At 58.4% G+C, this 22,119-nt stretch carries 19 protein-coding genes, 2 tRNA genes and 1 pseudogene; 9 read left to right on the top strand and 13 right to left on the bottom strand.

Annotated elements, in window-relative coordinates; all coding sequences use genetic code 11:
* Positions 1-194: 194 nt before the first annotated feature.
* The 3 genes from A7P97_RS00830 to A7P97_RS00820 are packed head-to-tail and all read left to right on the top strand — an operon-like array spanning position 195 to position 2,979.
* On the top strand, positions 195-632 hold the full coding sequence (locus A7P97_RS00830) for a type II toxin-antitoxin system RatA family toxin (protein ID WP_067529930.1): 438 nt from the start codon (positions 195-197) through the stop codon (positions 630-632).
* Positions 625-930, top strand: a complete 306-nt coding sequence (locus A7P97_RS00825) for an RnfH family protein (protein WP_067596290.1) — start codon at positions 625-627, stop codon at positions 928-930. The genes A7P97_RS00830 and A7P97_RS00825 overlap by 8 nt, the downstream gene beginning before the upstream one ends.
* A 27-nt stretch (positions 931-957) precedes the next feature.
* Complete coding sequence (locus A7P97_RS00820; RefSeq protein ID WP_067529928.1) at positions 958-2,979, top strand: UvrD-helicase domain-containing protein; 2,022 nt, start codon at positions 958-960, stop codon at positions 2,977-2,979.
* Positions 2,980-3,035: 56 nt separating this feature from the next.
* Here A7P97_RS00820 and A7P97_RS09930 read toward each other — a convergent pair.
* The 8 genes and pseudogenes from A7P97_RS09930 to A7P97_RS00785 form a co-directional block, all read right to left on the bottom strand.
* Positions 3,036-3,177 (bottom strand): annotated as a pseudogene (locus A7P97_RS09930) (IS1595 family transposase); the annotation flags it as partial.
* A gap of 190 nt (positions 3,178-3,367) precedes the next feature.
* Positions 3,368-4,450, bottom strand: coding sequence for an iron-sulfur cluster carrier protein ApbC (apbC, locus tag A7P97_RS00815; protein WP_067524540.1), 1,083 nt, complete (start codon positions 4,448-4,450; stop codon positions 3,368-3,370).
* A gap of 107 nt (positions 4,451-4,557) precedes the next feature.
* Positions 4,558-5,808, bottom strand: coding sequence for a cell division protein ZipA C-terminal FtsZ-binding domain-containing protein (locus tag A7P97_RS00810; RefSeq protein ID WP_067529927.1), 1,251 nt, complete (start codon positions 5,806-5,808; stop codon positions 4,558-4,560).
* A 189-nt stretch (positions 5,809-5,997) separates the two neighbouring features.
* Positions 5,998-7,437 carry a cell wall metabolism sensor histidine kinase WalK gene (locus A7P97_RS00805; RefSeq protein WP_067524570.1) on the bottom strand — a complete coding sequence of 480 codons (1,440 nt, stop codon included), beginning with the start codon at positions 7,435-7,437 and terminating at the stop codon, positions 5,998-6,000.
* A 183-nt stretch (positions 7,438-7,620) separates the two neighbouring features.
* On the bottom strand, positions 7,621-8,298 hold the full coding sequence (locus tag A7P97_RS00800; protein WP_067439781.1) for a response regulator transcription factor: 678 nt from the start codon (positions 8,296-8,298) through the stop codon (positions 7,621-7,623).
* 323 nt (positions 8,299-8,621) lie between these two features.
* The gene (gene tsaA, locus A7P97_RS00795) at positions 8,622-9,317 is read right to left on the bottom strand and encodes a tRNA (N6-threonylcarbamoyladenosine(37)-N6)-methyltransferase TrmO (RefSeq protein ID WP_067530076.1); all 696 of its coding nucleotides are present in this window, start codon (positions 9,315-9,317) and stop codon (positions 8,622-8,624) included.
* 245 nt (positions 9,318-9,562) lie between these two features.
* On the bottom strand, positions 9,563-10,003 hold the full coding sequence (locus A7P97_RS00790; RefSeq protein WP_067448921.1) for an MliC family protein: 441 nt from the start codon (positions 10,001-10,003) through the stop codon (positions 9,563-9,565).
* A 262-nt stretch (positions 10,004-10,265) separates the two neighbouring features.
* Positions 10,266-10,904, bottom strand: a complete 639-nt coding sequence (locus tag A7P97_RS00785) for an MBL fold metallo-hydrolase (protein WP_067529926.1) — start codon at positions 10,902-10,904, stop codon at positions 10,266-10,268.
* 127 nt (positions 10,905-11,031) lie between these two features.
* Here A7P97_RS00785 and orn point away from each other — a divergent pair, with 127 nt between their 5' ends.
* From orn to ampD, 5 genes are all read left to right on the top strand, one after another.
* Entirely contained in the window at positions 11,032-11,625 is a 594-nt protein-coding gene (gene orn, locus A7P97_RS00780; protein ID WP_067529925.1) for an oligoribonuclease, read from the top strand.
* 65 nt (positions 11,626-11,690) lie between these two features.
* Entirely contained in the window at positions 11,691-11,873 is a 183-nt protein-coding gene (locus A7P97_RS09925; RefSeq protein ID WP_125080518.1) for a hypothetical protein, read from the top strand.
* Positions 11,870-12,268, top strand: a complete 399-nt coding sequence (locus tag A7P97_RS00775) for an energy transducer TonB (RefSeq protein WP_067529924.1) — start codon at positions 11,870-11,872, stop codon at positions 12,266-12,268. The genes A7P97_RS09925 and A7P97_RS00775 overlap by 4 nt, the downstream gene beginning before the upstream one ends.
* Positions 12,269-12,275: 7 nt before the next feature.
* Entirely contained in the window at positions 12,276-13,925 is a 1,650-nt protein-coding gene (gene pgi / locus A7P97_RS00770; RefSeq protein WP_067529923.1) for a glucose-6-phosphate isomerase, read from the top strand.
* Positions 13,926-14,299: 374 nt separating this feature from the next.
* Positions 14,300-14,899: a 1,6-anhydro-N-acetylmuramyl-L-alanine amidase AmpD gene (gene ampD / locus A7P97_RS00765; RefSeq protein ID WP_067529922.1), complete on the top strand. Its 600-nt coding sequence runs from the start codon at positions 14,300-14,302 to the stop codon at positions 14,897-14,899.
* A 32-nt stretch (positions 14,900-14,931) separates the two neighbouring features.
* Here the strand turns inward: ampD and A7P97_RS00760 are convergent, their stop codons facing one another.
* Both A7P97_RS00760 and pnp read right to left on the bottom strand, forming a co-directional pair.
* Positions 14,932-15,426 carry an Lrp/AsnC ligand binding domain-containing protein gene (locus tag A7P97_RS00760; protein ID WP_067529921.1) on the bottom strand — a complete coding sequence of 165 codons (495 nt, stop codon included), beginning with the start codon at positions 15,424-15,426 and terminating at the stop codon, positions 14,932-14,934.
* Between the two features lie 278 nt (positions 15,427-15,704).
* The gene (gene pnp, locus A7P97_RS00755; protein ID WP_067529920.1) at positions 15,705-17,810 is read right to left on the bottom strand and encodes a polyribonucleotide nucleotidyltransferase; all 2,106 of its coding nucleotides are present in this window, start codon (positions 17,808-17,810) and stop codon (positions 15,705-15,707) included.
* 351 nt (positions 17,811-18,161) lie between these two features.
* Between pnp and yccS the strand changes: the two genes are divergently transcribed.
* The gene (gene yccS, locus A7P97_RS00750) at positions 18,162-20,357 is read left to right on the top strand and encodes a YccS family putative transporter (protein WP_067530075.1); all 2,196 of its coding nucleotides are present in this window, start codon (positions 18,162-18,164) and stop codon (positions 20,355-20,357) included.
* A 361-nt stretch (positions 20,358-20,718) separates the two neighbouring features.
* Here yccS and dusA read toward each other — a convergent pair whose 3' ends face one another.
* The 3 genes from dusA to A7P97_RS00735 all read right to left on the bottom strand — a co-directional run bounded on the left by dusA (position 20,719) and on the right by A7P97_RS00735 (position 21,929).
* Positions 20,719-21,720: a tRNA dihydrouridine(20/20a) synthase DusA gene (gene dusA, locus A7P97_RS00745; RefSeq protein WP_067596289.1), complete on the bottom strand. Its 1,002-nt coding sequence runs from the start codon at positions 21,718-21,720 to the stop codon at positions 20,719-20,721.
* Between the two features lie 55 nt (positions 21,721-21,775).
* A tRNA-Lys gene (locus A7P97_RS00740) sits at positions 21,776-21,851 on the bottom strand.
* A 2-nt stretch (positions 21,852-21,853) separates the two neighbouring features.
* A tRNA-Asn gene (locus tag A7P97_RS00735) sits at positions 21,854-21,929 on the bottom strand.
* Positions 21,930-22,119: the final 190 nt, after the last annotated feature.

The following is a 22,119-nucleotide window of genomic DNA, read 5'->3' as shown; positions in this document are numbered from 1 at the left end:
GGAAGTAGGTCGGCGTCTGCCGAGCGGTATCGAACAAACTTCAAGCAAGTTTCGAGCCAAGAATGGCAGATAATAAATAATATATTGGTTTAAATTGATAATCTGTATTTTTGTACGCTACATACGTGCTTGGCGGTGGGGCGGTTTGGCGTTTCGCTATATAATGCACACTTTGCATTGCCAAGGCCGTTTGTATGTCGCTCAAAACCGTGAAGAAATCCCTGCTCGTGCCGCATTCTGCCGAGCAGATGTTCGAGCTGGTGGACAAAGCGGAGGATTATCCGCAGTTTCTGCCGTGGTACAGCCGCACCGAAATCATCGAGCGCAGCGGCAACGAATTGAAAGCACGGCTGTTTATGGACTATATGGGCGTGCGCCAATCGTTTGCCACGCACAACCGCAACATCCCCGGCCGCGAAATCCGCATGGTGCTGCTGGAAGGCCCGTTTAAAAGCCTGAACGGAATCTGGCGTTTCCAACCCCTGGGCGACGATGCCTGCAAAGTGGAATTCGAGCTGCACTACGAATTTTCCAGCCGCATGCTCTCCGCGCTCATCAGCCCCGTGTTCGGCCACATCAGCGGCACGCTGGTGGACGCTTTCGTGAAAGAGGCAGGCCGCCGCTATGCCTGATTCCGCCCCGCTCAATATCGAAGCGGCCTATGCCGAGCCGGGCAAACAACGCCTGCTGGCTTTTCAGGTAGCCCCCGGCACCACCGCGCGGCAGGCCGTGCTGCAATCCGCCTTGCCAACCGAATTTCCGCACGTTGATTTTGCCGCCGCGCCCATCGGCATCTTCGGCAAAAAAGTGAAAGACAGCACCCCGCTGCGCGTAGGCGACCGCGTGGAAGTGTACCGCGCCCTGCTCATCGATCCGAAAGAAAACCGCCGCCGCAAAGCCGCCGCCAAACAGAAAAAAGAGGCTACCTGAAAACCCAAGTAGCCTTATCTACTTTCCATGTCCACATCATCCTTCCAACTCAACCCCCAGCAGCTCGAAGCCGTGCATTATCTCGGCGGCCCCCTGTTTGTGCTGGCCGGTGCCGGCAGCGGCAAAACCCGCGTGATCACCGAAAAAATCGCCCACCTCATCCGTGAAGTGGGCTACGCCCCGCACAACATCGCCGCCATCACCTTCACCAACAAAGCCGCCGCCGAAATGCAGGAGCGCACCGCCGCCATGCTCGGCAGCCGCCAAACCCGCTGGCTTACCGTCTGCACCTTCCACTCGCTGGGCATGCGCCTCTTGCGCGAAGAAGCCCAGCACATCGGCTACAAAAAAAACTTCTCCGTGTTTGATGGCTCCGACAGCGGCAAAATCATCGCCGAGCTGCTCGGCAGCAGCGGCCGCGACGCCGTCTTCCGCGCCCAGCACAAGATTTCCCTGTGGAAAAACGACCTGCTCACCCCCGAACAAGCCTTTCAGGTAGCCTCCAACCAGTGGGAGCGCCAAACCGCCCAGCTCTACGCTGGCTATCAGGAAACCCTACACAGCTACCAAGCCGTCGATTTCGACGACCTCATCCTCCTGCCCACCCGCCTGCTGCAAAACGAAGCTGGTATCCGAATCAAATGGCAGATGCGCCTGCTGCACCTTTTGGTGGACGAATGCCAAGACACCAACACCTGCCAATACACCCTCATGAAGCTGCTCACCGGCGCCGAAGGCCGCTTCACCGCCGTGGGCGACGACGACCAAAGCATCTACGCCTGGCGCGGCGCCAACATGGAAAACCTCCGCCTGCTCCAGCAAGACTACCCCGCCCTCAAAATCATCAAGCTCGAGCAAAACTACCGCTCCTCCGCCCGCATCCTGCGCGTGGCCAACCAAGTTATCGCCAACAACCCCAAACTCTTCCCCAAAACCCTCTGGAGCCAATACGGCGAAGGCGAGCCCGTGCGCATCATAGCCTGCCAAAACGAACAACACGAAGCCGAATACGCCGCCGGCAACATCATCTGCCGGCGCAACCAAAGCGGCGGCAGCCTCAACTACGCCGACTTCGCCATCCTCTACCGCAGCAACCACCAAGCCAGCTTGTTTGAAGAAGCCCTGCGCAGCGCCCACATCCCCTACCGCGTTTCCGGCGGCCAAAGCTTCTTTGAAAAAGCCGAAATCAAAAACATCCTCGCCTACCTGCGCCTGCTCGCCAACCCCGACGACGACCCCGCCTTCCTGCGCGCCGCCACCACCCCCAAACGCGGCATCGGCGACGCCACCCTCAGCAGCCTCAACCGCTACGCCGCCGCAGCCTCCTGCAGCCTCTACGCCGTCGCCAACACCGCCGAAGCCCTAGCCCAGCTCCCCGCCGCCGGCCGCGAAGCCCTGCGCCAATTCACCGCCCTCATGCAAAGCTACCAAAGCCGCGCCCAAAGCGAGCCCGCCGGCAGCCTTATCCAAGAGCTCCTGGCCGACATCCGCTACGAAACCTACCTGCTCGAACACGAAGAAGGCAAAAGCGGCGAAATCAAATGGCGCAATGTGCAAGATTTATGCGCCTGGCTGGCCAGAAAAGGCGAGCAAGACGGCAAAACCCTGATCGAACTTTCCCAAACCATCGCCCTGATGAACCTGCTCGACAGCCGCAGCAAAGAAGAAACCGACACCGTAACCCTCTCCACCCTGCACGCCTCCAAAGGTCTCGAATACCCCCACGTCATCCTCGCCGGCTGCGAAGAAGGCCTCTTCCCCCATGCCGACAGCGTAGAAGAAGGCAACCTCGACGAAGAACGCCGCCTCATGTATGTCGGCATCACCCGCGCCAAACACAGCCTCACCCTCACCCACTGCGTCAAACGCCGCCGCCAGGGCGGCTGGCAATTTCCCGAGCCCAGCCGCTTTATCGGCGAAATGCCCCAAGCCGACCTCAAAATCCTCGGCCGCAAAGGCGGCGAACCCATCGTGAGCCACGAAGAAGGCAAAGCCAACCTGCGCAGCATGCTCGATATGCTCAACGCCAAAATGGGGCAGAAAAAATAAGGGGCTGACGTAGATTAGCCTTAAATTCCACACTATCCCTGCAGGATTTTAAGCTACCGGGATGGTGTATCGAAGTTAAATCGAAATTCGCACCTTATTCAAGAATAGTGGGAAATATTTGCAGTCGATTCCGTTGTATTTATGTAAGACGTGCTTTGCCTGATTACAAAAATTTTCGATGCCGTTGATGCAGTTCCCGCAGTCTGTAAACCGGCTCGTACGGTCAGCCCGGCATGTTGCCAACGGCCCTCCGCCTAGTAAGGCTACCTGAAAGCATCAGCTTCAGCGACGTGAAAACCAAGCTGCGGTTTGCCACCCGTTCCCCTGTTAGCCCACATCGGACGGGGAATGGTTTTCAGGTAGCCTTTTCGTATTCCAGCTGCAAAGTTTATTCCACCACAATCTGCGGGAAACGGTTGCTGAAGTCTTTGCCTTTGGCGGCCACGGCCAGGGCGGTTTGCCAGGCGGCTTCGGTGTAGATTTGGGCGATGGCGGGGTGGGCGGCCTGCATTTGGGCGGCGCTGCCGCTATCCATGGCTTCGCGCACGGGCAGGCTCAGGGGCAGCTGGCCAAGCAGCGGCACACCGAGGCGTTCGGCCAGCGCTTTGCCGCCGTCTTGGCCGAAAATGGGCTCGTGGTGGCCGCAGTGGCTGCAGATGTGCACCGACATGTTTTCCAGCACGCCGAAAATGGGGATGTTTACTTTGCCGAACATGTCCACGGCTTTGCGCGCGTCGATGAGGGCGATGTCTTGCGGGGTGGTTACCACGATAGAGCCAGTAACGGGGATTTTCTGTGACAGGGTGAGCTGGATGTCGCCGGTGCCGGGCGGCAGATCGACAAACAGGTAGTCTACATTGTCCCATTCGCTTTGAAACAGCAGCTGCTGCAGGGCTCGGCTCACCATGGGGCCGCGCCACACCACGGCTTGGTCGGTGTCCACCAGAAAGCCGATAGACATCACTTGGATGCCTTCGGTCGAGCGCACGGGGATGAAGTGCTTGTTTTCCTGCTGCGGTTTGCCGGCGGGCACGCCGAGCATGGTGGGCTGGCTGGGGCCGTAGAGGTCGGCATCAAGAATGCCCACGCGCGCGCCCATGTTGTGCAGTGCCACGGCAAGGTTGGCGGCGGTGGTGGATTTGCCCACGCCGCCTTTGCCGGAAGCCACAGCGATGATGTTTTTCACGCCGTTGATGGTGCGCACGCCAGGCTGGACTTTGCGGGCAGTGATTTCGCTGCGGATATTGGTTTGCACGTTTGTGGTAACCCCAGCTTGGGCCAGCGCGGCGGCGATGTTTTGCTTGAGCTGGTCGGCAATGTGGCCAACGGGAAAGCCGAAGCAAAGTTCGATTTGCAGGCCGCCGGCGGTTTGCACGATGATTTTCAGGGCATGGCTGCTGCCGATGGTGAGGCTGCTGCGGGGAATGGCGACCGCTTCGACGGCGGCGCGCAGGGCGTTATCGTTATGCATGATGTTTTTCCTTGAGGTGTGTGTGGATTGGGGAAACAGGCTACCTGAAAACGGGAAATGCCATTTCAGGTAGCCTGTTTGGTTGGCCGGGTGTTTTAGCGGGTTGGCTACGAGAACAGCCGTTTGGCCAGTTCGCTGCCGGGCTCGATGCCCACCCGTTTCATTTCGTCTTGCCGCGCCACCACATAGCTGCGGATTTCTTTCAGCCATTGGGTGGAAAGCTCTTCGAGTTTGTCGTTTACCAAATCCAGGCCGAGCATGCTGGAAAGCTTAACCGCGATATCCATGAAGCGGTTGAAGTTTTTCTCGCCGTCGGGGATGTGCGGGGCATCAAACAGCATGCTGATGCCGCGGTAGTTTTGGGTGGAGAGCAGGGTGGCGGTGAAGGCGCTGTTGTCGAGGGTGGAGATGGCAAACAGCGGCTCGCCTTTGGCGTCGTTCAGGTAGAACATGCCGTCGTGGGAAAGCTCGAAGCCTTGGCGCTCTACGGCATTGCGCAATTCCACGCCACTCACGTTGTTGCGGGACACCAAATGAATGGCGATGGTTTGATCCACGCGGGCGCACAGATCGTCCAGCGGGCGGGCGATGGAGAGGAAGGTGTCGATGTCGGTGAGCAGCAGGCCGCCGTCCATTTTCTCGGCAAAGGCGTTGGCCTGTTCGCCGAATTGTTCCAAATCGGCAATGCTGGCCAAGCCGTTGCGGCTGATGGCTTGCAGACCGATCACGAAGCCTTGGTAGTACACGCTGGGAATCGGCTCAGCAATTTGGAAACGGTCGTCCATGGTGCAGCCGGCGATATGGAAGCGGTGGCGGCTGGAAAGGCGCGGCATGGCGTGCAATTCCTGCGGCTCTTTCAGGGAGATGTAGCAGAGGTAGTCGAAGCGGCTGTCGAACCAGGACAGTTGCTGTTTGGCCAAATCCTGCAAATCGAGCAGCAGCTTGCGTTTGGCGGGCTCTTGGGTTTGCGAGGGCGCGGCGGCTGGTATGGGTTGGAAGTTGAAAGCAGGGGCTTTAACGGCGGGCTCGGCCTGCAATATGGGCTCGGCCGGGGTGTTGTCGGGTTCGGCAGGCGTTTCGGCAACGGGGATTTCGTCGGCCTGTTTGCCCGAGCGGCTGAATTTGATGAAGGCTGGCTGCAGGCGCGGGGCAGCCTCTGTTTCGGCGGCGAGGGCTTGCTGCTGGCCGTCGCGCACGGAATGGGTGTAGCTTTCCATCAGCGCGTCTTTATCGGCATGGCCGAACTGGGCGCGGATGGAATCGCGGTATTTCTTTTCCTGATAGGTGTTGTACAGCAATACGCCGAACACGGGGGCGAAAATGAGGATGGCGATAATTAGAATGGTGTTGGTGCTCATTGATACTTCCGAATGGGGTGCTGTCGAAACAGCGGAATTATATAGCGAAAAGACTTTCTTTCCCATAGACGGCCATTTCAAATAAAGCCATATTGTGTTGGCTTGGTTTGATTTGAAACGATTATTGGAGCGCGGGAGGAGTAAGGCTACCTGAAAGATACGTGCTATACAACGGCAACGGCTTCCTGTTTATTTGTCCTCATCCTGCCCGTGCTCTTTTCCTTCGCGTTCTTTTTCTTCCTGCTTCTGCTGCTTGGCGGTGAGCTCAGGCAGCTCAAAGTGGATGTTCAGGCCGTTGGGCTGCACGTTGGCGGCACTGATGCGGCCGTGGTGTTTGCCGATAACGTGGCGGGCAATGGCCAAACCGAGGCCAGTGCCGGGTTTGTGTGCGCCGCTGTCGGCGCGGTAGAAGGCGGTGAAGATGTGCGGCAGCTGGCGTTCGTCCACACCGGGGCCGTTGTCGGCAATGTCGATGTGCCAATGGTGTTTGTGGCCGGAGAGGCGGATGTGGATTTTGCTGCCTTCGGGGCTGTAGGCCATAGCATTGCGCAAGACGTTGTCGAAAGCGCGGTAGAGGTAGCCCTCATTGGCGGAAACGGTGGCGTCGGTATCGGCGGGGTCGTAATGGAAATCGATTTGCTGATTGTTTTGGCAGGCGATGGCGCGACAGTCTTCTACCAGGTTTTCCAAAAAGGGCACGAGCTTGAGCGGGTCTTTTTCCATTTCCACGTTGGCAGTTTCCAAACGGGAGAGGGTGAGCAACTCGCCCACGAGTTTGTCCATGCGGGTGAGCTCGGATTCGAGGCGCTTGATGTTTTGCTCCTGTTTGTGCGGCTGCACTTGCAGCAGGGCAAGCAGCGCCTGCATACGCGCCAGCGGGGAGCGCATTTCGTGTGAAACGTGGTGCAGCAGATGGCGTTCGCGTTCCACCAGTTTTTGCAGGCGGCTGGCCATGTGGTCGAACTGGACGGCGAGTTTGGCCAGCTCGTCGCGCCGACCGAGCAGCTGGTGGGAAATGCGGGTTTCAAGGTCGCCTTCGGCCAGACGGCTCATGCCGCGTTCCAGCGTGCGGATGGGTTGAGAGATATTGCGGGCGAGGATGTAGGCTAAGAGCAGGCCGACGATGATGATGAAGCTGAGGATGATGAGCTCGTGCCACACGGGCGCCATTTCCATGCCGGGAATCATCAGCGGGGAAGGCGGGCGGGTAGGCTGCTGTTTGTCCCAGTCGGCCAACATGAAGATATATTCTTCGCCCAAGGGGTCGTAGGCCACGCGCACTGCGCGGGAGTTGGGATATTCAGAGGCGAATTTGCGTGCGGCGAGGATGCGCGAGGGCTCAATCTGACGCTGAAAAATATCGGTTTTGCTGTCGCCGGAAATTACTAGGATATTGTCGAAGGTGGGGGTATTGTTCCAGTCTTGCAGGGTTTCGCGTACACCGGAGAGGCCGCGGGTTTGGAACACGGTTACAGTGCTGTTGAGCAGGCCGGTTTCAAAGGCGCGCTGCTGTTTGAAACGGCTTTCGGCCATTTTGTCTTGCACCAGCCAGAAGGAGAAGCTGGCCACGAAAATGGCGGCGATGATGACGAAAAAAAAGGTGAGGAAAATCCGCTGGAACAGTTTCATGAATATGCTTTGGCGGGAAGGTTTGGCAGGCCACAAAACAATGCCGCCATCAGTCGGTTTGGGCTTGGCGGCGGCCGTTGGGTGAATGGCGCAAATGAAGAAGCGGTATTTCAAGTAGCCTTTATCTCGTTCGATGGAGGCTACTTGAAAGCGTAAGCTTCAACACAAGTTAAAATCAAAACATCAGTTTTTCACAAACAAATAACCTAGGCCGCGCACGGTTTGGATGAGTGAGGCATCGCCCAGTTTATGGCGGATGCTGGAAATATGCACGTCGATGCTGCGGTCGAACTTGGCTAGCTTGCGGTCGAGTGCTTCGAGAGAGAGGGTTTCTTTGTTTACCACCTGGCCGGCGTGACGCATCAGCACTTCCAGCAGGTTGAACTCGGTGCTGGTAAGTTCCAGCGGGGCTTCGTTAATGGTGGCTTGGCGTTTGGCTGGGTAGAGGGTTACACCGCTCACGGAAATCACATTGGGCGTGCTGTTGTCCGGCTCGGCCAGGCGGGTGCGGCGCAGAATAGCATTGATGCGCGCCAAGAGTTCGCGCGGCTGGCAGGGTTTGGGCACATAGTCGTCTGCGCCCATTTCCAGGCCGATGATGCGATCGATGTCATCACCTTTGGCAGTGAGCATGATGATGGGGATTTTGCTCTGCTGGCGCACGGTTTTGAGCACATCCAGCCCGCTGAGCTTGGGCATCATGGAATCCAGCACCACCACGTTGTAGTTGCCGGTGAGGATTTCGGTTACGCCGGCTTCGCCGTCCGGCACGCTGCTGACTTCCAGCCCTTCGGCGCTCAGGTATTCGGTTAAGAGCTCGGTGAGCAGGGCGTCATCGTCTACCAATAAAACACGGTTCATACTTACTCCTTATTTTAAGTGCCGTTGCAGCACGGAATTTTGCCGCCGGGGCAAACCCGGCAATATGACCAACTAACGTGATTTTTCAATCTCAGCAGCCGGAATTAGGCTGGTTGACTGTTGAATTTCAAGCGTCTTAACACTTTGCCTGATACAGGCGAACAAGCCAAATTCTTTTGCGAATCTTTGCGTAAGCCGGGCGGGATATCACGGATGTTATGCTTATTTAAGCCCGGCAGGGGATTGAGCTTTATTTTAGCTTCACAGAAACTCAGCCTTGGCTGTGCCAAGACATCGTTTGAACTACATTGAAGCTGACACTTTCAGGTAGCCTTGCCTTCTGTCTCCATCACTGCTTCAATTAAAGCTGTTCCGTTTTCAATTCGAAACGCCACTTCCCAATCTTCCACTGCCATCTTATATACACGCTGCGGCGTATCCTGATAAGCCGGGCGCGGGTCTTGAGCGATGCTTTGTTCAAGCAACAGGCGGATAGTTGATGGCAAGGCGGCAGCTGTTTCCTCATCTAGCCAAGCTACTTCGAGCGGCACGGGCGGAGCGGTGGCGAAGCCTGAAGCAGCATCGGGCTGCGCTTCCACAAAGGGCAGGTAGGGCTTGATGTCTAACACCGGCGTGCCATCGAGCAAATCCGCTCCGCCACACCATAGCCGTACTCCACCATCGGTTTCAATGTGCTCCAACTTGAGCAGGGAAAGCCCCAACGGGTTGGGGCGGAATGGGCTGCGCGTGGCAAATACGCCCATTTTCCGGTTACCGCCCAAACGCGGCGGCCGCACCAAAGGCTGCCAGCCTGCCCCGGCCACGCCGTGAAACACAAACTGCACCCAAATATGGCTGAAGCTTTCTAACCCGCGCACGCAATCGGCAGAAAACTCGGGCAGGAATTCGATGCATACCCGGGCGGAAGGCACCAAGCCGGGCTGGCGCGGCACACCGAATTTCTGTTTATAAGGAGAGCGAACGTAGGCGATGGCTTGCAGGATATGGGTGGCTGGCATGGCTTGGAGCAATCAATATGAGCATAGAGTGAGATAAAAGGCTACCTGAAAACGCCAACTTCAGCAAAGCTGGAGCTGAGTTTCTGCGAAGCTGAAATTAAGTTTTGGCAAAGCAGCAAGGTGATGGCATCACAGCGCCGCCTTACTGCGTCCTCCATTTTCTGCCCCCCAATGAAAACCGGCAACCTCGGAATTCTCGGGCTGCCGGCCTGATTTCACTAATGCGGCGTTGAATTTAAATCAGCTTACTGCTGGCGTTGGCAAGCGGTTTCTACACGGTTGCCATAGGGGTCTTTGAAGCTGAACGCAGCTTCGTTGCCCTTGCGATGCCACTCGGCGCCGCTGCCGAACAGGCCGCGGTTGCTGGTGTAGCGCTCGCCGGAGCCGGAAGTAGCGCGGTTGAGCACAGCGCTCTTGTCGTCAAGCTGCAGGCTCACGCGGTCGGTACCTTGCTGGCGCACAGTTACAGACAGGCCATTTTCACAGCTGAAACGCTCGGCACCGTGTGCGCGGCGCTCGCCACGACGCTCGTGGCGCGGAGCCGGCTCGTTGCCCGGGTCTTGCATGCTGTTTTCATGGCGTTGGTGATGGTGATGACGATGGCCGTCGTCTTGCGGGGCAGGCGCCACGCAGGCGGTCAGCAACAAAGCCAAAGAGGCCGGTACAGCCCAAGTACGTACTTTCATTGTGTATTTCCTATAAAATGAGAAAATACCGCCATAGCCGGCGGCGAGAACATCTTAGCCCAAAGTGTGCGGCATAAAAAGGGGGGTTAACCAAGATTTACGGCAATATCCCCTTATTCTGGCGAAAAGGCTACCTGAAAGTGTTTGGCCGCTTTCAGGTAGCCTTTGTTTTGGCAAGCCTAAGCTTTGGTTTTCGTGTTTTTCAGGTAGCCTCTTTAATAAGACAGGCTGTATGTATCGATTGCCTTGCCGCCTGTGGGTTTTAATCCCGCAAAAACGGATTGTGTTGTTTTTCGTGGCCGATGGTGGTGCTGCGGCCGTGGCCGGGCAGCACTATGGTGTCTTCGGGTAACACCAGCAGTTTCCTGCGGATATTGTGTAGCAAGTCGGCATGGTTGCTGCGTTCGAAGTCAGTACGGCCGATGGATTCGTAAAACAGCACGTCGCCGGCAATCAGGAGGTTTTGTTCGGCACAGTAAAACACCACATGTCCGGGAGTGTGGCCGGGGATGTGCAGCACTTGGAAGCGGTACGCGCCCACGCTTAACTCTTCGCCCTCCTCCAGCCAACGGCTCGGGCTCACCGGCGGAGACACGGGAAAACCGAAGCCGGTGGTGATTTCGGGCAAGTTGTCAAGCAGCCATTGGTCGTCGCGGTGTGGGCCGATAACGGGCAGTGGGGTGTGCGCAATCATCTCGGCCACGCCGCCGGCATGGTCGAGGTGGCCGTGGGTGAGCCAGATTGCCCTAGGCTGCACGCCGAGCTTGGCAGCTTCTTCCAACAGCCACGGCACATCGCCGCCCACGTCTATCCACGCGGCTTCTTTGCTTTCTTCATCCCACAAAAGTGAGCAATTTTGGCGGAAGGGGGTAACGGCGAACACGGTAAGGTTGAGCGGCATGAGTGGCTTTCTTTATAGGAATTTTCAGGTAGTCCGCATTGTGCCGCCGCGCGCGCCAAAGGTAAACCTTTTTAAGGTTTGGCGTATCCGCTACAATGCACTATTTATCCCCTTTGCGAGCAAGTCCATGCACACGCCCAAACCCAACCCCGCCAACCTCTGCTGGCTCGATATGGAAATGACCGGCCTCAACCCCGAGCACGACCGCATTATCGAAGCCGCCGTGGTGGTTACCGATGCCGATTTAAACATCCTCGCCCAATCCGAATCCTACGCCATCCACCAAAGCGACGAACTGCTCAACGGCATGGATGCATGGAATACCAGCACCCACGAGCGCACCGGCCTCACCCGGCGCGTGAAAGATTCCACGCTATCCGAAGCCGAAGTGGAGCAACGCCTGCTCGATTTCGTGGCGCAATGGATTCCGCAGGGCGCCAGCCCCTTGTGCGGCAACACCGTGCACCAAGACCGCCGCTTCATGCAGCGATACATGCCCAAGCTGGAAGCCTGGTTCCACTACCGCAACCTCGACGTATCCACCCTCAAAGAGCTCGCCCGCCGCTGGCATCCCGCCGCCTACAAAAGCTTCAGCAAAAAAGGCTCGCACCGCGCGCTGGACGACATCTTGGAGAGCATCGAAGAGTTGCGCCACTACCGCCAAACCTTCCTGCGCCTGCCCGAGGCCAACGGAACAAACCAAGAGGCTGCTTCAAAGTGAAGCTGCAACGCAGTTTCTGCGGAGTTGAGGCGCCAGCCTCATGAAACAAACAACAGGCTGAAACTTTGGCAAACCAGGATTCAGCCAACCATAGTAGCGGATTTCACACCCCCACTGCCCGCAACCAGGCCAACGGCGGATATGAAATCCGCCGCTACGAAACAACGAAATATTGCCCGGGCTTCAGGCTACCTGAAAATTTTCAGGTAGCCTCTCCGCCAAACCAATCCGCCCAAGGAAACCCATGAACCGCAAACCCCTCGCCGCCTTCGCCTGCGCCGCCCTGCTGCTGGCCGCCTGCGCCGCCAAGCCTTCGTTTGAACCGGCCAGGCTCGTCCACGCCGTGCAACCAGTTTACCCGCCGCAGCTGGAAGAAGAGGGCATCGAAGGCCGCGCCATCGTGCGGATGCGTATCAACACCCGGGGCAGCGTGAGCGACACGCAGGTGCTCTCCGCCACCCACCCCTTATTCGCCCGCTCTGCCGTGCGTGCCGTCAGCCAATATCGTTTCACTCCGGCAAAACAAAACGGACGGCCGGTGGAATCCGCCTTCACCCAAACATTTAGATTCCGAGTGTCGGAAGAAAAGCCCGACCCTTCAGAAACCGCCCAACCGCCCCGCCCACCCCTTCCCACACACTAAACCCACCATGCTCCCCACCGCCCTCCCCGCCTGGCAAGCCCTGGCCGAACACCGCCGCGCCACCGCGCATTTGCACCTGCGCGAGCGCTTCGCCGCCGAGCCAAACCGTTTCGAACGCATGAACACCGAACTCAAAGGTCTCTTGCTCGACTACAGCAAAAACCTCATCGGCGAAGACACCCTCGATCTGCTCTGCCGCCTGGCCGACGAATCCGGCGCGGCCGAACTGCGCCGCCAAATGTATGCCGGCGGAAAAATCAATCTGAGCGAACACCGCGCCGTGCTGCACTCCGCCCTGAGGCTACCTGAAAACGCCGCGCCCGTGTATGTGGACGACATCAATATCGTGCCGCAGGTACACGCCGAACTAAACCGCGCCCTCGATTTCGCCGAACGCCTGCAAAACGGCACGCACACGGGCTGCACCGGATTGCCCATCCGCGACATAGTGAACATCGGCATCGGCGGCTCGGATTTGGGCCCGCGCATGGTGGCGCAAGCCCTCGCCCCCTACCGGCAAAACCTGAACGTGCACTTCGCCGCCAATCTCGACAGCGCCGATTTAGACGGCATCCTGCGCCGCGTAGCGCCCGAAACCACGCTGTTTATCGTGGCCAGCAAATCCTTCCGCACCCCCGAAACCCTGCTCAACGCCCAAGCCGCGCGCCGCTGGTTTCTGCAATCCGGCCGCAGCGAAGCCGACATCGCGCAGCACTTCGCCGCCGTATCGGCCAATGTGGCCGCCGCCGCCGAATTCGGCATCGCCCCGCAAAACGTGTTCGGCATGTTCGACTGGGTGGGCGGGCGCTATTCCGTGTGGTCGGCCATCGGCCTGCCCGTGATGTGCGCCATCGGCCGCGAACATTTCCGCGAATTCCTGCGCGGCGGGCACGATATGGACGAGCACTTCCTGCACGCCCCGTGGCGGCACAACATCCCCGCCCTGCTCGCCCTCATCGGCATCTGGCAGCAAAACTTCTGCGGCAGCACCAGCCATATCGTCATCCCCTACAGCCACGGCCTGCGCCGCCTGCCCGCCCACCTCCAGCAGCTCGATATGGAAAGCAACGGCAAAAGCCATAACCGTCACGGCAAGCCCGTGGATTTCGCCACCGGCGCCGCCATCTGGGGCGAAGCCGGCGTCAACTGCCAGCACGCCTTCTTCCAGCTCATCCACCAAGGCACGCAGGTGATTCCCGTCGATTTCATCGTCCCCCTCAGCGGCGAAGGGGCAGACGACGGCCGCCACCTCCGGCTCGTGGCCAACGCCTTCGCCCAAGCCGAAGCCCTCATGCGCGGCAAAAGCGAAGCCGAAGCCCGCGCCGAAACAGTCGGGAAAGGGCTACCTGAAAGCGAACAAGCCGCCCTCGCCAGCCAGCGCAGCTTCCCCGGCAACCGCCCCAGCAACACCATCCTCGTCGAACGCATCACGCCCTACACCCTCGGCCTGATTCTCGCCATGTACGAACACAAAGTCTTCATGCAGGGCGCCGTGTGGGGCATCAATTCCTTCGACCAATGGGGCGTGGAATACGGCAAAGAACTCGCCCAAACCATCCTGCCCGAACTGCAAGGCGCCGCCCCTGCCGGGCACGACCCCTCCACCGCCGCCCTAATCCGACGCTACCGGCAACAGATGGGCAACAAACAGCCATAACGGCCAAAGAGAAGGCTACCTGAAAGCCAAGCGGGCATTTTCAGGTAGCCTTTTTCTTTTATAGTGGATTAGATTTAAATCAGGACAAGGCGGCGAGCCGCAGACAGTACACACGTTACGGCAAGGCGAGCCAACGCTGTACTGGTTTTTGTTAATTCACTAAACTGCGTGCGAATACTTCTCTCGGTTGTATTTGCGGCCAATCAAAATATTGCAGGCTGGCGAACCGAATGCCGTTCACACATATAACAAGGCGAGCCACCGCCATATCGGACATTCAGTCAATCGCCATACCTGCACATACCAACACATTTTTCAGGTAGCCTGCCCCGCCAACCCGCTATAATCCCCTTCTCCCCCTTCGGAACCTCATCATGACCACAAATTGGCACAACGGCTGGTGGCAGGGCGCGGTGCATTGCCCTTCGCCCAACTTCTCGCCCCGCCCCACCGGCGAAACCGTTTCGCTGGCGGTGCTGCACAATATCTCCCTGCCGCCCTTCGAATACGGCGGCAGCGCCATCCGCGATTTGTTCACCAACCGCATCAACCCGCAGGCACACCCCTTCTTCCCGCAGCTGGTGGATTTGCGCGTGTCCAGTCATTTTTTGATTGAACGCAGCGGGCAGGTGGTGCAGTTTGTATCGGGCAACGACGCGGCACACCACGCCGGCGTGTCACAATATCGCGGCCGCAACGGCTGCAACGCTTTTTCCCTCGGCATCGAGCTGGAAGGCTGCGATTTCGAACCTTTCACCGAGGCGCAATACCAAGCCCTGATTCCGCTGCTGCACAGCATGGCGGCACACTACCCCATCGAAGCCGTAACCGGCCACCAACACATCGCACCCGGCCGCAAAAGCGACCCCGGCCACTTCTTCGACTGGCCGCGCCTGGCTGCCGCAGGCGTGGTGCTGGCGGAAGGGGTAATAGATAGACAAAACGCCTTGGCCGCCGCAACACAGGCTACCTGAAAATCCGCATAGCTTTTCAGGTAGCCTTTGGTTTAATCTTCCCAATCTTCCAAGGCCAGCGGCCCGTTTTCCTTCACTTCCTCCATCACCACATAACTGCGGCTTTCCACGGCAGAGGGCAGTTGCAGCAGGATTTTGCCGAGCATGTCGCGGTAGGCGGACATGTCTTGCAGGCGCACTTTGATCAGGTAGTCGTACTCGCCGGACACGAGGTGGCATTCGAGGATTTGCGGGATTTTCAGCACTTCGCGGCGGAACTCTTCAAAAATATCGCCGGATTTGGAATGCAGCTTGATTTCCACAAACACCAAGAGGCTGTAGTCCAATCGGGCGGGGTTGAGGCGGGCGTGGTAGCCGCTGATGTAGCCGTCGCGCTCCAAGCGGCGTACGCGTTCGGTTACGGGGGTGGCGGACAGGCCGACGCGTTCGGCCAGCTCGGTCATGCTCAGGCGGGCATTTTCCTGCAAGAGCTTGAGGATGTGGTGGTCGATGCTGTCGGCTTCTTTGAAGGTGGGGCGGTTGGGCATGGGCTTCTTCTCCTAATAGTTAAAGCACTTCTCTTCCTGCTGCATTGGTTTTCTTGGCTGGGAAATAATTGCTTCAGCTGTATTCATTGTAGTTTCAAATAAAGGCTACCTGAAACTTTTTCAGGTAGCCTTTGCTTTCCCTTGGGCCTATCGACATTTAATTTTCCAAATGGATTTTGGTTCACAGGGAGGCAGATTTCCAACGCAGAAGATGCTGCCTTGGGAGCAAGAAAGACACGGAAACTATTGAATGCCGACAGACCCTGGGCAGCCTGCGCTTATTGCTCGCGGGTTTGATCCAGCAGGGCTTTCATGGAAAGGCGAACGCGGCCGCGGTCGTCCACTTCTAGCGCTTTCACGCGCACGTTTTGGCCGACTCTGAGGTAGTCGTTCACGTCTTTCACGCGCTCGTGGGCGATTTGACTGATGTGCACCAGGCCGTCTTTGCCGGGCATCACGGATACGATGGCGCCGACGTTGTTGTCCAAAATCTTAATCACCACGCCGTTATACACCTGGCCAACTTCCACTTCGGCAGTGATTTCTTCGATGCGTTTGCGGGCGGCTTCCACGGCTTCCACATTCACGGCGGCGATGGTGATGGTGCCGTCGTCTTCAATGTTGATTTCGGTGCCGGTTTCGGCGGTGAGGGCGCGGATGGTTTCGCCGCCTTTGCCGATAACGTCGCGGATTTTGTCTTGGTTAATCTTCATGGTGAAGAGGCGCGGCGCGTGCTGCGAGAGCTCCTGCGGGTCGGCCACGGCGGCTTGCATCTGCTCAAGGATGTGCAGGCGGGCTTCTTTGGCCTGTGCCAGGGCAATCTGCATGATTTCTTTGGTGATGCCTTGGATTTTGATGTCCATCTGCAGGGCGGTAACGCCTTCGGTGGTACCGGCCACTTTGAAGTCCATGTCGCCGAGGTGGTCTTCGTCGCCCAAGATGTCGGTGAGCACGGCGAATTTGTTGCCTGCCAAAATCAGGCCCATGGCAATGCCGGCCACATGGGCTTTGAGCGGCACACCGGCGGAGAGCAGGCTCAAGCAGCCGCCGCACACGGAAGCCATGGAAGAAGAGCCGTTGGACTCGGTAATTTCAGATACCACACGCATGGTGTAGCTGAATTCTTCGGGTGAGGGCAGCACGCCGAGCAGGGCACGTTTGGCCAGGCGGCCGTGGCCAATTTCGCGGCGTTTGGGCGCGCCCATGCGGCCGCATTCGCCGGTGGAATAGGGCGGGAAGTTGTAGTGCAGCATGAAGCGGTCGGTGTATTCGCCGCTTAAGGCGTCAATGATTTGCTCGTCGCGCTGGGTGCCGAGGGTGGCCACGGCCAGGGCTTGGGTTTCGCCGCGCGTGAAGAGGGCGGAGCCGTGGGTGCGCGGCAGCACGCCGGTTTGGATGTTAATGGGGCGCACGGTGCGGGTGTCGCGGCCGTCGATGCGCGGCTGGCCGGCCAGAATCTGGCTGCGCACCACGTTGGCTTCCAAATGCTTGAAGATGCCTTTGATTTGGTTGGCGGCCAGGGTGTCGGTGTCTTCCGTGATCAGCGCAGCTTCCACAGCAGCCCAGGCTTCGTCCAGCTTGGCGGTGCGCGCCTGTTTTTGGCGGATTTTGAAGGCTTCGGCCACGGTTTGCCCGGCAATTTCCTGCACTTTAGCCACCAAGGCGGCATCGGTTTCGGGCGCTTTCCAGTCCCACACTTCGGGGTTGACCGCATCGGCCAGCTCGTTGATGGCGCGGATAACGGCCTGCATCTGCTCATGGCCGTACACCACGGCGCCGAGCATCACGTCTTCGGGCAGGATTTGGGCTTCGGATTCCACCATCAGCACGGCTTGTGCAGTACCGGCCACCACCAAATCCAGCTGCGATTTGGCCAGCTGGGTTTTGGTCGGGTTCAGCACGTATTTGCCGTTCAGGTAGCCCACGCGGGCGGCGCCGATGGGGCCGGCGAAAGGCACGCCGCTCAACACCAGCGCGGCGGAAGCGCCGATCATGGCGGGGATGTCGGAATCGATTTCCGGGTCAACCGATACCACCGTGGCCACTATTTGGATATCGTGGAAGAAGCCTTCGGGGAACAGCGGGCGGATGGGGCGGTCGATCAGGCGGCTGGTGAGGATTTCTTTTTCGCTCTGTTTGCCTTCGCGCTTGAAGAAGCCGCCGGGGATTTTGCCTGCGGCATAGGTGCGCTCCAGATAATCCACGGTGAGCGGGAAGAAATCCTGCCCGGCTTTCACTTCTTTATTGGCGGTAACGGCCACCAGCACCACGGTTTCGCCCATGGATACTTTCACCGCGCCAGCAGCCTGGCGGGCGATTTCGCCGGTTTCGATGGTGACGGTGTGCTGGCCGTATTGGAAGGATTTGACGTGTTTGTTAAACATGAAGATTCCTTTAGATGAAGGCCGCTGCCGCTAAAACACTAAGTATAAGCCCGCACGGGCGCAGGCGCATGGTTAGGGTTTCAGACAGGCAGGGCAGGTTGGAAATAAAACAAAGGTTTGAGGCTACCTGAAAGCGCAGCCCGAAACCGGCGCGCATTCTAACACGCTGCAGGAATGATTGCACTGTATAACAAGAATAACAAGATAATCTTTCGTTTTCAGGTAGCCCCATTGTTCATGCTAAAGGCTACCTGAAAACCCTGCACTGCAGCCGAAAGTGTAGCCCGTATCATGCTGCGCTCGTCTGCGCTAAAATACCGCCCTTCCCCACTTATCCTTTATTTATCCACCATGCTCCTCATCCCCTCCCGGCTCAAATGGTTTTCCGCGCGGGTGCTGGCCGCGCTGCCGATGCTGGTTAGCATGTGCATGGCCGTGCTGGCCGTGTGGTATTGGCAGAAGCCGCTAGTATGTATGCCGCTGGTGCTCGGCGTGATTGCCGGCGGCCTGGTGGATTTGGACAACCGCCTCACCGGCCGCATCCAAAACCTGCTCTTCACCATTGCCGCCTTCAGCGTTTCATCGCTCACCGTGCAGTTTACTTTCGGCCGGCCGCTGCTGTTTCTGCCCGCGATGACGCTGCTCACTTTCGTGTTTACCCTGTCCGGCGCCATCAGCCTGCGCTACCGCACCATCTCCTTCGGCACGCTGGTGGTGGCGCTCTACACCATCCTCACCATCAATCACAGCATGGTTTGGTATGCCAACACCCTATTGATTTTGTGCGGCACGCTGCTCTACAGCGGCAACACCCTGCTGCTGCACCTCATTTTGCCGCACCGCCCCGTGCAAGACAGCATGGCCGCTGCCTATACCGAGCTCGCGGGCTATCTAGACATCAAAGCCCAATTCTTCGACCCCGACGACACCGACCAGCTCGAGCAGCGGCAAATCGCGCTGGCCATGCAAAACGGCAAAGTGATTGCCGCCTTCAACCAAGTACGCAGCGCCTTGTTTTACCGCATGCGCGGCCAGCACCGCCACCCGCGCACCGCCCGCATGCTGCACTACTACTTTGCCGCGCAAGACATCCACGAGCGCGCCAGCTCCAGCTACATCGGCGAATACCGCCGTTTTGTGGCCGAGCTCAGCCACAGCGACCTCATCTTCCGCATCCAGCGGCTGATCGAATGGCAGGCACAGGCCTGCCGCGATGTGGCGCACAGCCTGCAACGCGGCAGCGCGGCGCCGGACAATGCCAAGCTGGACAAACTGGCCGCAGGCATCCGCCGCTCACTCCAGCACCACCAATCCACCCAAGCCGATAAGAGCCCGCGCAGCCTGCGCCGCCTCATCGACAACCTCTACGGCATCAACTACCAGCTCACCCACTTGGCCGGCGAGCAAGCGGACTACACCGAAGCCAGCGAGCAAACCCGCATTGTGCGCGAAGATACCGGCAGCTGGCGCAGCCATCTCAATATCCTGCGCCGCCACCTCAGCTTCGAATCCGGCGTATTCCGCCACGCCGTGCGGCTTTCCATTGTCGTGTTCCTCTGCATCGCCTTAGTGGAAAGTCTCAAGCTGCCCATGGGCTACTGGGTGCTGCTCACCGCTGTATTCGTGTGCCAGCCCAACTATTCCGCCACCAAAAGCCGCCTTATCCAGCGCGTGGTCGGCACGATGGCCGGCGTGGCCGCCGGTTCGCTGCTGCCTTATTTCACTCCCTCGCTTGCCACCCAATTGGCCGTGGTGGCCGCTTCCGGCACCCTGTTTTTCTTCTTCCGCACCAACAAATACAGCTACTCCACCTTCTTCATCACCATCCAAGCCGTCACCAACCTCAACATCGCCGGCCTGCACGGCATCGACGCCCTGCCTTGGCGGCTGCTCGACACCATCGTCGGCTGCGTGATGGCCTGGTGGGCCGTATCCAGGCTCTGGCCCGACTGGCGCTATCTTTCCCTTGCCCGCACCGCCCAACGCGCCCTCGCCGGCAACGCAGGCTACCTGAAAAGCATCACCGACCAGCTCCAACACGGCGGCCATTGCGACGATGCCGCCTACCGCATCGAACGCCGCCGCGCCCACGAACGCGCCGCCCAGCTGAGCAGCACCCTTTCCGACATGTCTGGCGAGCCGAAAAAATACGCCGCGCACCTGCCCGGCGGCTTTACTCTGCTCAAAACCGTTTACGCCATCAACGGCTATATCTCCGCTCTCGGCGCCTACCGCAGCCGCCTCACCTCCGGCCAAATCGAGCCTGATTTCAGCGCCGCTTTTGCCCGGGCTGCTAACGAAACCGCCCGCTTGCTCGAACAGCTGCCCGGCCTGACCGAAGCCGAATTTCAGGTAGCCTACAGCGCCCTGCGCCAACAACTCACCGCCCTGCGTCCCGATAGCAGCGCCAGCCTCCACGCCCACACCCTCTGGCAGCAGCTCTCCCTGATCGCTAAACTCCTGTTCCCCGCCTACCAAGCCTTGCAAGACGCGGATGATACCCAAACCGAAACGCAGGAGGCGGCTGCAGCGGACACCAGCGGTTAGGCAATGCTTCGCGCCTCAAAGGCTACCTGAAAGCGATGTCTTGGCATAGCCAAGGCTGAGTTTCTGCGAAGCTAAAGCGTAAGCTTCAAGGGAGTTAAAACGAAGCGAAGCGGAGTTTCTGCACAGCCAAAACGGAGTGCTGCGTAGTTTCTACGAAACCAAAAACGCAGCAGATTTTCCGCATGGCGAAGGGCCGCTGCCACGCAGTTAAAACGCGGCTTCCATCGGAAGCCGCATTGCTATATAGGGTTTTCAGGTAGCCTGCACAGGCAGCCTAGCCATGCGGTTCTGCATCATGCAGCTACTCAAACAAGCGCCCAAGCAAAAGGCTACCTGAATTTTCAGGTAGCCTTTTATGCAGTTAAACCCCGGCGGAAACCTTCTCCCACGCTTCCAAAATCAATTCGGGGCGGTTGCTTTGCAGCAGGCTGGCATCGGAGAGCATCTGCCGCCACACCCGGGCATGGTTGCGGCCGTGCAGCAGGCCGAGGTAGTGGCGCAACATGTGGCGGACGGTGAGGCCCGGGTCGGCAGCGAGCGAGCGCTGCATATAACGGTAGAGCGCGTGAATCAGGGTGTCGAAATCGGTTTCAGGTAGCCTTTCGCCGTAAAACAGCCGGTCCCACGATTGCATCAGCATGGGGTTGTGGTAGGCCTCGCGGCCAATCATCACACCATCGACGTGTTGCAGGTGTTCGGCAATTTCGGCATTGGTTTTGATACCGCCGTTGATGATGATTTCCAGCTGGGGAAAATCCTGCTTGAGGCGGTAAACATAGTCGTATTTCAAGGGCGGCACGTCGCGGTTTTCTTTGGGAGAAAGGCCTTCCAGCCAGGCATTGCGGGCGTGGACGATATAGGTGCGGCAGGCGGTTTTGTCGGCGAGCGTGCCCACGAAGTCGCATACGGCTTGGTATTCGGTTTGGCGGTCGATGCCGATGCGGTGTTTCACGGTTACGGCGCAATCGGGCGCGGCTTCCTGCATGGCGTTGAGGCAATCGGCCACCAAATCCACTTCGTTCATCAAGCAGGCGCCGAACGCGCCTTTTTGCACGCGCGGGCTGGGGCAGCCGCAGTTGAGGTTGATTTCGTCATAGCCCCAGCCTGCCGCGATGGTGGCGGCCTTGGCCAAATCGGCCGGGTTGCTGCCGCCCAGCTGCAGGGCAACCGGGTTTTCGCTTTCGTTTTTGCCTAAAAAACGCTCGGCCTGGCCATGGATGATGGCGCCGGCATGAATCATTTCGGTGTAGAGCCAGGCATGGCGGCTGATTTGGCGTGCCATGTAGCGATAATGCCGGTCTGTCCAGTCCAGCATCGGAGCAACAGATAAACGGCGGGCGGGTAGGGTTTGGCAAACGGGCATGATGGGCAGGGGATAAAGAAAAAGCCTAAACGGGATGTTTAGGCTTTTTAAAATTTGGTGGGTCGTGAGCGATTCGAACGCTCGACCAACGGATTAAAAGTCCGCTGCTCTACCGACTGAGCTAACGACCCTTTGGCTCCCCGAGCTGGGCTCGAACCAGCGACCTGCGGATTAACAGTCCGTCGCTCTACCGACTGAGCTATCGGGGAAAGGAAGCGCGCATTGTAGAGATGAAGCGGGAAATTGTCAATAAAAATTTTGCAGTAGGCGGTAAAAAAGCAAGGAAAATCTAATTGATTGAAATAAAAGATGGATTCTTGGAGGAAAGTGGTTGACTTTAGGCTTATAATTTGTTCTGCAACAATTTTAGACTGTTTCATCCGGATGGTCGGCAGATGA

It is taken from the genome of Eikenella sp. NML070372 (genome assembly GCF_001648415.1).
GTDB classification, from domain to species: Bacteria; Pseudomonadota; Gammaproteobacteria; order Burkholderiales; family Neisseriaceae; genus Eikenella; species Eikenella exigua.
This window is presented reverse-complemented; position numbering and strand designations above follow the sequence as displayed.

Coding starts and splice junctions, on each gene's coding strand:
- A7P97_RS00830 (WP_067529930.1), top strand. CDS start 195: ATGTCGCTCAAAACCGTGAAGAAATCCCTGCTCGTGCCGCATTCTGCC.
- A7P97_RS00825 (WP_067596290.1), top strand. CDS start 625: ATGCCTGATTCCGCCCCGCTCAATATCGAAGCGGCCTATGCCGAGCCG.
- A7P97_RS00820 (WP_067529928.1), top strand. CDS start 958: ATGTCCACATCATCCTTCCAACTCAACCCCCAGCAGCTCGAAGCCGTG.
- apbC (WP_067524540.1), bottom strand. CDS start 4,450: ATGCATAACGATAACGCCCTGCGCGCCGCCGTCGAAGCGGTCGCCATT.
- A7P97_RS00810 (WP_067529927.1), bottom strand. CDS start 5,808: ATGAGCACCAACACCATTCTAATTATCGCCATCCTCATTTTCGCCCCC.
- A7P97_RS00805 (WP_067524570.1), bottom strand. CDS start 7,437: ATGAAACTGTTCCAGCGGATTTTCCTCACCTTTTTTTTCGTCATCATC.
- A7P97_RS00800 (WP_067439781.1), bottom strand. CDS start 8,298: ATGAACCGTGTTTTATTGGTAGACGATGACGCCCTGCTCACCGAGCTC.
- tsaA (WP_067530076.1), bottom strand. CDS start 9,317: ATGCCAGCCACCCATATCCTGCAAGCCATCGCCTACGTTCGCTCTCCT.
- A7P97_RS00790 (WP_067448921.1), bottom strand. CDS start 10,003: ATGAAAGTACGTACTTGGGCTGTACCGGCCTCTTTGGCTTTGTTGCTG.
- A7P97_RS00785 (WP_067529926.1), bottom strand. CDS start 10,904: ATGCCGCTCAACCTTACCGTGTTCGCCGTTACCCCCTTCCGCCAAAAT.
- orn (WP_067529925.1), top strand. CDS start 11,032: ATGCACACGCCCAAACCCAACCCCGCCAACCTCTGCTGGCTCGATATG.
- A7P97_RS00775 (WP_067529924.1), top strand. CDS start 11,870: ATGAACCGCAAACCCCTCGCCGCCTTCGCCTGCGCCGCCCTGCTGCTG.
- pgi (WP_067529923.1), top strand. CDS start 12,276: ATGCTCCCCACCGCCCTCCCCGCCTGGCAAGCCCTGGCCGAACACCGC.
- ampD (WP_067529922.1), top strand. CDS start 14,300: ATGACCACAAATTGGCACAACGGCTGGTGGCAGGGCGCGGTGCATTGC.
- A7P97_RS00760 (WP_067529921.1), bottom strand. CDS start 15,426: ATGCCCAACCGCCCCACCTTCAAAGAAGCCGACAGCATCGACCACCAC.
- pnp (WP_067529920.1), bottom strand. CDS start 17,810: ATGTTTAACAAACACGTCAAATCCTTCCAATACGGCCAGCACACCGTC.
- yccS (WP_067530075.1), top strand. CDS start 18,162: ATGCTCCTCATCCCCTCCCGGCTCAAATGGTTTTCCGCGCGGGTGCTG.
- dusA (WP_067596289.1), bottom strand. CDS start 21,720: ATGCCCGTTTGCCAAACCCTACCCGCCCGCCGTTTATCTGTTGCTCCG.